The organism is Microbulbifer sp. MCCC 1A16149, assembly GCF_050368945.1.
Lineage (GTDB): Bacteria > Pseudomonadota > Gammaproteobacteria > Pseudomonadales > Cellvibrionaceae > Microbulbifer.
The window spans coordinates 1,999,063-2,011,618 of record NZ_CP185959.1; the positions used below are offsets into that span (position 1 = coordinate 1,999,063).

Annotated in this window: 10 protein-coding genes; 8 read left to right on the forward strand and 2 right to left on the reverse strand. The window is 57.7% G+C overall.

Annotation, left to right across the window (positions count from 1 at the left end; all coding sequences use genetic code 11):
• Positions 1–29 precede the first annotated feature (29 nt).
• The 3 genes from modA to modC are packed head-to-tail and all read left to right on the forward strand — an operon-like array spanning position 30 to position 2,614.
• Positions 30–797, forward strand: a complete 768-nt coding sequence (gene modA / locus ACONT6_RS08515) for a molybdate ABC transporter substrate-binding protein (RefSeq protein WP_428821286.1) — start codon at positions 30–32, stop codon at positions 795–797.
• Positions 787–1,479 (forward strand): molybdate ABC transporter permease subunit, encoded by a 693-nt coding sequence (gene modB, locus ACONT6_RS08520; RefSeq protein ID WP_428821287.1) that lies wholly within the window; start codon positions 787–789, stop codon positions 1,477–1,479. The genes modA and modB overlap by 11 nt, the downstream gene beginning before the upstream one ends.
• Positions 1,469–2,614, forward strand: coding sequence for a molybdenum ABC transporter ATP-binding protein (modC, locus tag ACONT6_RS08525; RefSeq protein ID WP_428821288.1), 1,146 nt, complete (start codon positions 1,469–1,471; stop codon positions 2,612–2,614). Before modB ends, modC begins: the two co-directional genes overlap by 11 nt.
• A 65-nt stretch (positions 2,615–2,679) precedes the next feature.
• On the opposite strand, the gene ACONT6_RS08530 is transcribed toward modC, so the two are convergent.
• Together ACONT6_RS08530 and ACONT6_RS08535 are read right to left on the reverse strand one after the other, a co-directional pair.
• Entirely contained in the window at positions 2,680–5,862 is a 3,183-nt protein-coding gene (locus ACONT6_RS08530; protein ID WP_428821289.1) for an efflux RND transporter permease subunit, read from the reverse strand.
• A 5-nt stretch (positions 5,863–5,867) separates the two neighbouring features.
• A complete protein-coding gene (locus tag ACONT6_RS08535; RefSeq protein ID WP_428821290.1) occupies positions 5,868–7,106 on the reverse strand; it encodes an efflux RND transporter periplasmic adaptor subunit in 1,239 nt (412 codons plus the stop codon).
• A 333-nt stretch (positions 7,107–7,439) separates the two neighbouring features.
• On the opposite strand from ACONT6_RS08535, the gene ACONT6_RS08540 reads away from it, so the two are divergent.
• The 5 genes from ACONT6_RS08540 to ACONT6_RS08560 all read left to right on the forward strand — a co-directional run bounded on the left by ACONT6_RS08540 (position 7,440) and on the right by ACONT6_RS08560 (position 12,555).
• Positions 7,440–8,096 (forward strand): TetR family transcriptional regulator, encoded by a 657-nt coding sequence (locus tag ACONT6_RS08540; protein WP_428821291.1) that lies wholly within the window; start codon positions 7,440–7,442, stop codon positions 8,094–8,096.
• 370 nt (positions 8,097–8,466) lie between these two features.
• The gene (locus ACONT6_RS08545; RefSeq protein ID WP_428821292.1) at positions 8,467–10,569 is read left to right on the forward strand and encodes a carboxy terminal-processing peptidase; all 2,103 of its coding nucleotides are present in this window, start codon (positions 8,467–8,469) and stop codon (positions 10,567–10,569) included.
• Positions 10,570–10,694: 125 nt separating this feature from the next.
• The gene (gene xthA, locus ACONT6_RS08550) at positions 10,695–11,510 is read left to right on the forward strand and encodes an exodeoxyribonuclease III (protein ID WP_428821293.1); all 816 of its coding nucleotides are present in this window, start codon (positions 10,695–10,697) and stop codon (positions 11,508–11,510) included.
• Positions 11,511–11,698: 188 nt separating this feature from the next.
• The gene (locus ACONT6_RS08555; RefSeq protein ID WP_428821294.1) at positions 11,699–12,043 is read left to right on the forward strand and encodes a metalloregulator ArsR/SmtB family transcription factor; all 345 of its coding nucleotides are present in this window, start codon (positions 11,699–11,701) and stop codon (positions 12,041–12,043) included.
• 35 nt (positions 12,044–12,078) lie between these two features.
• Positions 12,079–12,555: an arsenate reductase ArsC gene (locus ACONT6_RS08560; RefSeq protein ID WP_428821295.1), complete on the forward strand. Its 477-nt coding sequence runs from the start codon at positions 12,079–12,081 to the stop codon at positions 12,553–12,555.
• Position 12,556 lies beyond the last annotated feature (1 nt).

The window sequence follows — 12,556 nt, forward strand, 5'->3', positions numbered from 1 at the left end:
GGTACAGGCACAGCTTGAGAATCGGAGTTATGGCGCTGCTCACCAGCGCGACAGCGACGCTGACTGCGGCGACGGCCGTTGCAGACGAGGTGACCATTGCGGTCGCCTCTAACTTCACCGCCCCGATGCAGGCAATCGCCGCCCGATACGAGGCGACCAGCAACCACAAGATAAAGATGGCCTTTGGCTCTTCAGGGAAGATCTACGCGCAAATCCGCCATGGCGCCCCATTCGATGCATTTTTCTCCGCCGACCAGGAGAAGACCGCACGCCTGATCAGCGAGGGTCTGGCAGAGACAGACTCTCTGATCACCTACGCGGAGGGGAAGCTGGTGTTGTGGTCCACACATAGCGATCTGGTAGACAACAGCGGCACAATTCTGAAAACCACGCGATTCAACAAGCTCGCCCTCGCGAATCCGAAACTCGCGCCCTATGGTGCGGCGGCACAACAGGTGCTGCACAACATGCACCTGGATGCGGACACCCGGTCCCGCTGGGTACAGGGCGAGAATATCTCCCAGACCTATCAGTTCGCGGCCAGTGGTAATGCCGATCTCGGGTTTGTCGCGCTGTCCCAGGTGATGCGCAATGGTGAAATTGTGGAGGGCTCCGCCTGGATTGTTCCGCAATCCCTGTACACACCGATCAAGCAGGATGCCGTCGTACTTAAACGCGCAGCCGATAACCCGGCGCTCGCGGAATTCTGGGCATTTATCCAGGGCCCGCAGGCGCGAGCGATCATGGCCGCTTACGGTTACTCAGCAGTCCAGGGGGAACACAGCCATGCTGAGTGAATCCGACCTCGGCGCCATCTGGTTAACCTTACGGCTCGCTACCACGGTGACCATTCTGCTGCTGATTCTGGGTACACCTCTGGCACTGTGGCTAGCAAGGACCCGCTCGATAATCAAAGGACCGGTGAGCGCACTGGTGGCACTGCCGCTGGTACTCCCTCCCACGGTACTGGGCTTTTATCTGCTGGTATTTATGGGCCCCAGTGGTCCCATGGGAAAGTTTACCGAAGCCCTGGGACTCGGCACCTTGCCGTTCACTTTCTGGGGGCTCGTTTTCGCGTCGTTGCTCTACTCACTACCGTTTGTGGTACAGCCCATTCAAAACGCCATAGAGGCACAAGGTGCTCGCCACGCTGAAGTGGCGGCCACACTGCGTGCCAGCCCGTGGGACACCTTCTGGCATGTGACACTGCCGCTAGCCAAGCCGGGAATGCTTACCGCGGCAGTACTGGGTTTTGCGCACACCGTCGGGGAATTTGGGGTTGTACTGATGATCGGTGGGAATATTCCCGGTGAGACCCGGGTGGTTTCCGTGCAAATTTACGACCATGTGGAAGCACTGGAATATACCCAGGCGCACTGGCTGTCGGCGGCAATGATCGGCTTTTCGTTTGCCGTGTTACTCCTGCTCTACCTGCTGCAACACCGCAATTCGTCGCGGGGTATGCGCTATGGGATATAAGCCGACATCCGGACAGGGCATTCAGGGCCATTTCTATTTGCCACGAAGTGATGGTCGCGCGCCTTTCGCCCTGGACGTGCAACTGGATCTACCCGGACGCGGGGTAACCGGAATCTTCGGTCCTTCCGGTTGCGGCAAAACCACCCTGCTCCGCTGTATTGCCGGCCTGCAACCCTGCGAGAACGGCAGCCTGGCGGTAAATGGTGACACCTGGCAGTCCTCGGGAAATCAACGAAATTCACGGCCTGTTCACCGTCGGCCGCTGGGGCTTGTTTTTCAGCAGCCGAGTCTGTTCCCACACCTGAGCGCGGGAGAAAACCTGCTGTTTGCACGCAAGCGTGCCTGGCAAAAGGTATCTGACGATGAGTACCGGGAAATCACAGAGTTGATGGGTATTACCCGACTGTTATCCCAGAAACCGGAAGCGCTATCCGGTGGCGAACAGCAAAGGGTGGCCATTGCCCGCGCTCTATTGATCAAACCGCGCCTGCTGTTAATGGATGAGCCGCTGGCCTCCCTCGACCAGATGCGCAAACGGGAGATTCTTCCCTACCTTGAAAAACTGCACCGCTCCCTGGAAATCCCGATCCTGTACGTAAGCCACTCCGTAGAGGAAGTGGCGCGGCTCGCAGATCACCTGCTGTTGATGGACGAAGGAAAGATCATTAATGAGGGGCCGGCAACCGCACTGCTCTCCCGCGCGGACTTTCCGGTACAGCTGGGAGACGACCTGGGCGTACTGCTTGAAGCAGAGATCGCGCAGCGGGACCGCCAGTGGAACCTGCTCAGTGCCAACTTTGACGGTGGCAGCCTGTGGTTGCGGGATACCGGAGAACAAGTCGGGGATTCGATTCGCGTTCGGGTGCTCGCGCGAGACATAAGTCTGACGCGGGAGGAGGACATGCAATCCAGTATCCTGAACCGATTGCCAGTTCAGGTGGAGGAGATCTGTCCGGATCGCGATCCAGCCATGCTGCTGATCCGCCTGAAGCCACATTCAGAATCCGCAACACCCGGCGATGCCAGCGTATCGCGCCTGATCGCACGCATCACCCGTCGCTCCGCGCATCAGTTATCACTCGATACTGGCAGCACCCTGTGGGCACAGATCAAATCCGTGGCCATCGTCCGTTGACCAGACAAAAAAAGGCCGGGCTGCTTGCGCTAGGCCCGGCCAAGGTTTACAGACTGGTCGACTGATTACGCGGGGTCTGTAGTCGTTTCCCGCTTTTCCTGGACCTCTTTTTCAAGAGCCAGCGAATCGGTGAAGCGGCTTTCTGTCTCGATTGCCTTGCGGCCACCGAATAGCTTCTGTACCACCACGAAGAACAGCGGAATAAAGAAAATACCCAGTAGCGTACCTACGATCATGCCACCCAGTACGCCGGTACCAATCGCCTGCTGTGCACCGGAGCCAGCGCCGGTGGCGAGTGCCAGCGGCAGCACACCCAGGCCAAAGGCCAGCGAGGTCATGATGATCGGGCGCAGGCGGTCGCGTACCGCGTGCATGGTGGCCTCTATCAGCTCCATACCCGCTTCCAGATTCTGCTTGGCAAACTCCACAATCAGGATCGCGTTTTTACTGGTCAAGCCCACAGTGGTCAGCATCGCCACCTGGAAGTAGATGTCCCGGTCGAAGCCGCGCAGGTAGCTGGCGAGGACAGCACCGAGAATACCCAGCGGCGCAACCAGCAGTACGGCGGTCGGCACGGTCCAGCTTTCGTACAGCGCAGCCAGACACAGGAACACGATCAGAATCGACAGCGCATACAGCAGCGTGGTCTGCGAACCCGCCTGCTGTTCCTGATAGGAAAGCGCAGTCCACTCCAGACCAAAGCCTTCCGGCAGCTGGCTCACCAGACGTTCCATTTCCGCCATGGCTTCACCGGAGCTCACGCCTGCGGCGCCCTGCCCCTGGATCTGCAGCGCGGGAACACCGTTGTAGCGTTCGAGCCGCGGGGAACCGTACTCCCAGTCAAAACTGGCAAAGGAAGATACAGGCACCATCTCGCCGTTGTTGTTACGCACAGACCACAGGCGGAAGTCTTCGGGATCCATCCGGAACGGTGCATCAGCCTGCATGTAGACACGCTTGATGCGGCCGCGGTCGATAAAGTCATCGATGTACTGACCGCCCCAGGCTACGCCCAGCGTACTGTTGATATCACCAATCGAAACACCCAGCGAAGCCGCTTTGGCATTGTTCACCTTCAGGCGGAACTGCGGCGTATCCTCCTGGCCATTGGGACGCACGCCGGTTAACAGCGGGCTCTGCGCCGCCATACCGAGCAGCTGGTTGCGCGCCGCAATCAAGGCTTCGTGCCCCTGGTTGGCATTGTCCTTCAGGTACATGGCAAAGCCAGCAGAGGTGCCCAGCTCCGGCAGTGCCGGCGGCGAAAACGCGTAGGCGATCGCATCCTTGATCTGGCTGAGGGCTCCCATGCCGCGCATGGCAACCGACTGAGCCTGCTCGGAATCTTCCTCGCGCTCGTCCCAGTCTTTCAGCTTGATAAAGGCCATCGCATTGTTCTGGCCGCTACCCGCAAAGCTGAAGCCCTGCACCGAGAACACGGACTCCACCAGATCGCTCTCGTTGTTTAGGAAGTGATCTTCCACCTTGCTCACGGATTCCATGGTGCGCTCCTGGGTCGCGCCAACCGGAGTCTGGATCAGCGAAAAAAGTACGCCCTGGTCTTCTTCCGGCAGGAAGGAGCTTGGGGAGCGCATAAACAGGAACACCATGACACCAGCGAGGAGCGCGAAGATCAGCATAAAGCGGCCACTGCGCGCGAGAATGCCGCGCACACCGCGCTGGTAAGATTTCGCACCGCGATCAAACTTGCGGTTAAACCAGCCAAAGAACCCTTTGTCAGTTGCGTGAGAGCCCGGCTTAAGCATGGTCGCGCACAATGCCGGGGTCAGCACGATCGCCACCAATACAGAGAACGCCATAGCGGCAACGATGGTCGCCGAGAACTGGCGGTAAATAACCCCGGTGGAACCGTCCATAAACGCCATGGGTACGAATACCGCAGAAAGCACCACACCGATACCAACGAGGGCGCCGGTAATCTGCTTCATGGATTTTTTGGTGGCTTCCTTGGGCGACAGATTCTCTTCGTGCATCACCCGCTCGACGTTCTCCACCACAACGATGGCGTCATCCACCAGCAGGCCGATCGCCAGCACCATGGCAAACATGGTCAGCATATTGACGGAGAAACCCATCAGCGAGAGCACGCCGAAGGTACCGAGCAATACAACCGGGACGGCGATCGTCGGGATGATGGTTGCCCGCAAATTCTGCAGGAACAGCAGCATTACCAGGAATACCAGCACAACGGCTTCGATCAGAGTATGCATCACACCCTCGATCGACACCTTTACAAATGGCGTGGTGTCGAACGGAATCACGGTTTTCAGGCCCGCCGGGAAATTGGGTTTCAGTTCCTCGAGCTTCGCCTTGACCGCCTCCGCAGTGTCCAGCGCATTCGCGCCTGTAGCCAGGGAAACCGCGATGCCCGTTGCCGGCGCACGGTTATAGCGGGTGATGTTGCCGTAGCTTTCCGCACCCAGTTCAACACGCGCCACGTCACCCAGCCTGAGCAGGGAGCCGTCGGTATTCGCGCGGATCACCACATTGCGGAATTCTTCCGGGGTTTGCATACGGCTCTGCGCCGTAATGCTCGCGGTCAGCTGCTGCCCCTGCACCGCCGGAGTACCGCCCAGACTGCCGATGGCAACCTGCTGGTTCTGGTTGCGAACCGCGGCAATGATGTCGGTGGGGGCCAGTTTATAGGCATCCAGCTTGTTCGGATCCAGCCAGATACGCATAGCGTATTTAGAACCAAACACCTGAATGCTACCGACGCCGGGTACACGGCTCAGTGGATCGACCACGTTGGAGACAACAAAGTCAGCGATGTCGGCCTTTTCCATACTGCCGTCAGAAGAGACAAAACCGGCCACCAGCAGGAAACCACTGCGGCCCTTGCCGACGGTAATACCCTGGCGTTGCACCTCTTCCGGCAGTAACGGCATGGCCAGCTGCAGTTTGTTCTGCACCTGAACCTGGGCGATATCCGGATCGGTGCCGTTTTCAAACGTCAGCGTGATACCGACGGTACCAATGGATTCACTGGTGGCCGACATATAGATCAGGCCGTCCAGCCCTTTCATATTCTGCTCGATCACCTGGGTGACCGTATCCTCAATCACTTTCGCCGAAGCACCGGGATATGCCGCCGAGATGGAAACCACGGGCGGTGCGATATCCGGGTAGCGTTCTACAGGCAATTTGGTGATCGCGAGGCTGCCGAACAGCATCACCACGATCGCCATCACCCACGCAAAAATCGGGCGATCAATAAAGAAACCTGCCATCGCTGTTACCCCTTGCGCGCTTCGCCGGCTTTTTCTGGATTCTCGGAAGCATTGGACTGTGAGGTAGTCGCTTCCACAGCACTATTGCCAGGTGCCGGCAAATCTACCGGTGCTGGCGTTACTGCCTCGCCGGGATTCACCACGACGCCCGGGCGAATCTTCTGCAGGCCTTCGACGATCACCCGATCACCGGCGTTCAGGCCACTTTCTACCAGCCAGTTGCTGCCGACGGTCTGGGAAACCTTTACCGGGCGCACCTCAACGGCATTCCCCTCGCCCAGTACCATTGCAGAGGTATTGCCTTTCGGGTCGCGGGCAATTCCCTGTTGCGGCACAAGAATCGCATTCTGGCGCTGGCCACTACCTACCGAGGCGCGTACATACATGCCCGGCAAAAGAAGGTGGTCTGGATTGGGAACAACCACGCGCAGTCGCACGCTTCCGGTAGTCGGGTCCACGCTCACTTCAGAGAATTCGAGTTTTCCAGCGTGGGGATATTGACTGCCGTCTTCGAGCAGAATGGTCACGGGCAAGTTTTGTGCGCTCTGCATATTGCCGGAAGCCACCGCCTGACGCAGGGACAGGAGTTCGCTGACCGACTGGGTCAGATCCACATAAATCGGGTCCAATTGCTGCACTGTCGCGAGTGCAGTCGACTGATTGGCCGTTACCAGCGCACCCTGGGTGACCGAGGAGATCCCGATCCGACCGCTGATCGGCGCACTGATACGGGCAAAATCCAGCATTACCCTGCTGCGCTGCAGTGCCGCCTTGGCCGCTGCCACGTCCGCCCGCGCCTGCTGCAGTGAGGCAATCGCGGTATCGTTGTCCTGCTTGCTCACTGCTCCGGTCTTTACCAGGTCTTTGGTACGGCCTGCGTTCAGGCTGGCGATATTCAATGCAGCCTGTGCGCGTTCCAGAGAAGCCCTGGCACTGTCGTAGTCCGCCTGATACCGCGCGTCATCCAGCTGATACAGGGCCTCACCGGCTTTCACCAGGCCACCCTCATGAAACAGCTGTTCTTTCACAAGACCATCAACCTGTGGACGCACTTCAGCCACCTTGTAGGGGTTGGTGCGGCCCGGCAGTTCGCGGGTGAGCGTTACCGGTTCACTGGAGAGTGTGACGACGGTGACCTGCGGCGTGTGTCCCTGCATTGCCTGCTGCTTTTCCCCGCAAGCAGACAACAATACCGCTGCCAGCAGCAGGCTGCCGGAGATCAACGACTTCTTTTTGTGCAACATGGAAACCTCGTTATTGCATCCATACCGGTATCGAACCGCTGACACCCGGTTGGCTGAACTCAAGTACAAAGGCATCGCAGCCGGCAAATCCCCGGCATCACAATGCGTAATAAACGTGACGGGCTGACTGACCCGGTCATAAAAAAGACAAAAGCCCCAGACTAACGTGACTTATCTGGCCTAATGCATGCAATTTAAATACATGCATGAATGAATATCAACTATTTATTCACGCATGACTATGAATTAAACTAAACCTTATAACGTGCCGTTTGGTACATAGATTTTGATGCCGGTCAATGGCACGCAAGAGAGATACCCAGGAACCGATTCATGGCGAAACGCAGAAAAGAAGACGCTCTGGAGACCCGCGAACGCATACTCGACGCGGCCATCGATGTTTTCGACCGGCGCGGCGTTTCACGCCCGTCCCTTACCGAAGTGGCGGAACTGGCCGGCGTGACCCGCGGTGCGGTTTATGGTCACTTCCAGAACAAGGCCGACCTGTTCAGCGCCCTCGCCGACCGCATCCAGCTACCCGATGAATCGCTCTGTCAGGCGCCGCTCGAAGGCTGCAAAGATCCGCTCGGCGAGCTCACCAACCGCTGGCTGTATATGTACCGGGAAGTGATGCTCAACGAGCAGTGGCGGAGAATCTTTTCCATCATTCTTTTGCGCTGCGAGTGGGTCGCCGAAAATGGCGAGATTCACCAACGCTGCTCCGAAGGTCACGAAGAAGGCACCCGACGCCTGAGAAGCCTGGTCACCGCCGCGGTTGAGGTGGGCCAGCTGCCCGAAGACCTCGATATCGAGATGGCGGTGCCTATTCTTCACGCCGGGGTGCTCGGTTTACTGCAGGACTGGCTGATGAACCCGGATGCATATAACCTGCTAGAGGTCGGTGAAAAGCAGATACCTGCAATGCTGGAGATGCTGCAATCGTCGCTACACCTGCGCAAAACGACAGCCCCGATTGCGGTCAATATCTGAGCTTCACGGATAGCACAGCTAAGATACCGATATGCCCTCGGATAATCGCTCAGCTCATCGCAGATGGGATTCAGTCCGGCGAAATTGCCGGTCCGAGTCGGCAATTGAACGATATTTATACGTGTCGCACTGAGCGCAGGCGAATATTTGTGCAACTTCCTGCCCTGAAACACTTGATGGCGGGGAAAGCTTTCTCCAGGCTGTCTCACTTAAGGCACCTTTCGCCTCGATGAGGAAGCAATTCATGCCTTTCGGAGCTTTCAGCCTTTATACTTGTCCTAAGCTATAAGTCGCCACTGCTCCGGAAGACCGCTTCCGGCCCTACTTTGCAGTGGGGCGCCTTGAAGTAGGACGTATAAAGAGACTCCTTATGCTTAGCAATCGAATAGCCGCACTGATTTCCGGCCTTTCCTTTTCCTTCCTGGTTCTCACCTCGCCGGTGTCACTGGCGGAAGTCGAAGATCTCAAACCGCACGAAGATCAGGGTGGTACCGCCCGCGAGATCGTCAGCAAACTCGAAATGCTGCACTACAACAAGCTGAAAGTGGGTGACGAAATGTCCACCGGGCTGTGGGATGAGTACATCGACAGCCTGGATCCCACCAAAAGCTATTTCCTGTCATCTGACATCAGCGAGTTCCGCCAGTGGCGCAGCAAGCTGGACGACGACCTCAAGGCCGGAAATGTCGATCGCGGATTCGAAATCTACAACCGCTATCGCCTGCGAGTATCCGACCGCCTGAACAATATCGTTTCCCAGCTGGATAACGGCCTGCCGAAGTTCGACTTCACCAAGGACGAGTCCCTGGAGCTGGACCGCGAAAAGAGCGACTGGCCCCAGTCCATCGGTGCTGCCGACGACCTCTGGCGCAAGCGCCTCAAGTCCAGCGTCCTCAACCTGCGTTTGACCGGCAAGACCGACGAAGAAATCGCCGACCTGCTGAAGCGCCGCTATAAAGGGCAGCTCAAGCGTCTCGGTCAGCAGAACTCGGACGATGTATTCGAGCTCTACATGAACTCCCTCACCCGCCTATACGACCCGCACAGCAACTACCTGTCGCCGCGCTCGCTGGAGAACTTCAACATGAGCATGTCCCTCTCGCTGGAGGGAATTGGTGCGGTGTTGCAGATGGAAGATGAATACACCAAGGTCGCGCGCCTGGTTGCCGGTGGTCCGGCAGACCGCACCGGCAAGATCAAGCCGAACGACAAGATCGTGGCAGTCGGCCAGGACAAAGACGGTGAAATGGTGGATGTCGTTGGCTGGCGCCTCGACGACGTGGTGGATCTGATCCGCGGCTCAGCCGGCACCTTTGTGCGTCTTGAAACCATTCCCACCGGCAGTGACGGTACCCATCGCACCATCACCATCAAGCGCAGCAAAGTGAAGCTCGAGGACCAGGCCGCGAAAAAAGCCACCTTCGAGTTCTCCGATGGCGAACAGAACTACAAGGTGGGGGTGATTAACCTGCCTACTTTCTATATCGACTTCGAGGCCTACCGCCGTCGCGACCCGAACTACAAGAGCACTACTCGCGATGTGGCCCGCCTGCTGGATGAACTGCAGAAAGAAGGCGTGGATGGCATCATCCTCGACCTGCGCAACAATGGTGGCGGCTCCCTGCAGGAAGCCACGATGCTCACCGACCTGTTTATCGACCAGGGCCCGGTAGTACAGATCCGCCATGCCAATGAGCAGATTTCCCGTCACAACCGCTCGCGCTCCCGCGCCATGTATCGCGGTCCACTGGTAGTACTGATCAACCGCCTGTCCGCATCCGCATCGGAGATTTTTGCCGGTGCAATTCAGGACTACAACCGCGGTCTGGTTGTCGGTAACCAGTCTTTCGGTAAAGGCACCGTGCAAACCATGGCGCCTCTGAAAGAGGGTCAGCTCAAGATTACCCAGTCGAAGTTCTACCGGGTTTCCGGTGACAGCACTCAGCATGCCGGCGTATCCCCGGATATCAGCATGCCGCAGCTTATCGACAGCGAAAGCGTGGGCGAAAGCGCGTACGATACCGCCCTGCCGTGGGACCGTATTCACGCAGTGCGCCATGCCAAGTACTTCAACCTGAAAGAAATGGTTCCGGACCTGACCCGCAAGCACGACAAGCGCACCCAGGTCGATCCGGACTTCGTATTCCTGCGTGCGCAGTTCGACTACCAGACCGAACGGGCAAACCGCAAAAGCGTTTCCCTGAACGAGGAAGCACGCATCCAGGAGCGGGAGGAAATGAACCAGGAACTGCTCGCCATGGAAAACAAGCGTCGTGAAGCGAAAGGTCTCGAGCCTTACGAGAGCTTCGAAGCCATGGAGAAGAGCGAATCCGAAGACACCGAGCCCGTGGGTGGCCCGGTCGAGATCACCTTGGAAGATGATCCGGTGTTGAATGAAGCGGGCTACATCATGGCGGACTTTATCGGCCTAAAAAAGCACGCTAGCTCGCCGCAAGTTGCCAACTTCGACTGAGACATTGCGCTGAGCGAATAAACAAGCAGGCCGGTTTATTCACCGGCCCTTTATTGATTGCACACCTGGCCCGGTATTCTTGCGAATAGCGGGCTTTGGTTTTTATGAATTCCGGGGGAGGGAAAATGAAAGTCGTATCGTTCAACGTCAACAGCATCCGTGCGCGGCTGCATCAGATGGAAGCACTGGTAGAAAGCCAGTCACCCGACATTATTGGCCTGCAGGAAACCAAGGTTACCGACGAAGACTTTCCCGTCGACGTGATCCGCGACCTCGGCTACGAGGTAATCTATTTTGGCCAGAAGACCCATTACGGCGTCGCCCTGCTCTCCCGTTACCCGTTCATCAAAAAGCAGTATGGCTTTCCCACCGATGCGGACGATGCCCAACGCCGCCTGGTAGCCGGTCAGTTCGATATTGGCGCCGACCAGCCACTAACGGTCATCAATGGTTATTTCCCGCAGGGTGAAAACCGCGAACACCCGATCAAGTTTCCGGCCAAGCAGAAATATTATGCGGACCTCGACAGCTACCTGAACAAGGAGTGCGACAGTAATGCGCCTGTTCTGGTGATTGGCGATATGAATATTTCCCCTACCGATCTGGATATCGGTATCGGCGAACCCAACCGCAAGCGCTGGCTGCGGGACGGCAAGTGCAGCTTCCTGCCGGAGGAGCGGGAGTGGCTGGAGAAGCTACAGGGCTGGGGTCTCGTGGACACCTTCCGCGCCCAGAACCCGGAGACCAACGATCTGTTCAGCTGGTTTGACTATCGCAGTCGCGGATTCGACCGCGAGCCACGCCGCGGTTTGCGGATCGACCTGATCCTCGCCAGCCAGTCCCTCGCCGAAAAATGTGTCGATACCGGTATCGACTACGATATCCGCGGGATGGAACGCCCATCGGATCACGCGCCCGTGTGGGCCGAATTCAAGATCTGAGCCTCCGCCAGATAACCTTGTCGCCGGCGGTGGACACCGTCCATCGCCGGTCTGAGTCGCTCCCCTTCGCCCACCTCGATACCCTGCCCCCTTATCCACAACTGTGCTTATCTGGAACCCGGCATATTCGGTATTCCATATATACATAAAATCACATATGCTTCGCCCACATCGTCTGGAGCACATGCATGAACCCGGTAAATTTTTACAAATGCCTGGCGGATGACGTTCGTTTACGCAGCCTCTTACTCATCACCCGCGAGGGAGAACTCTGCGTATGCGAGCTGATGGCAGCTCTGGATCAGAGCCAGCCCAAGATCTCGCGACATCTCGCACAACTGCGTCAATGCGGACTGCTGAGTGATCGACGCCAGGGACAATGGGTGTTCTACAGCCTGAGCAGTACCCTCCCCGCTTGGGTAAAACAGGTACTGCAAACCACCCTGGAAACGAACCTCGACTTTATCGCGGAAAATGCGAATGCCCTCGCCCGGATGCAATCTCGCCCTGCCCGACAGGGGCAATGCGGCTGACTGCGGCGAAACCCCGACATCACGAAAGGAAGTCCATGAAGCTACTGTATATCTGCACCCACAATCGCTGCCGCAGCATTTTGAGCGAAGCCATTACCAATCAGTTCGGACAGGGTCGCCTCGAAGCGCGCAGTGCGGGCAGCCAGCCGTCCGGCGTCGTTCACCCGCTGTCATTGAAGTATCTGGATGCCCAGGGCATTGCCATCGACGGCCTGCACAGCAAGTCCTGGAACAACCTGGATGGCTGGCAACCGGATGTCGTGGTTACCGTGTGTGACAGCGCCGCGGGGGAAGCCTGCCCGATCTGGCTCGATGACACCATTAAAGTGCACTGGGGCCTTGCCGATCCGTCAAAACTGGAGGGCAGCGACGAAGAAAAAGCCGCGGCCTTCAATCAGACCATCGACATCATCAGGCAACGGGTAAGCACCATGCTCGAGCTGCAGCTCGACCAACTGCGCGGCAGCGCACTGCAGGATGCCCTCACCAAACTCGCTTCAGAGGAGCAGTAAA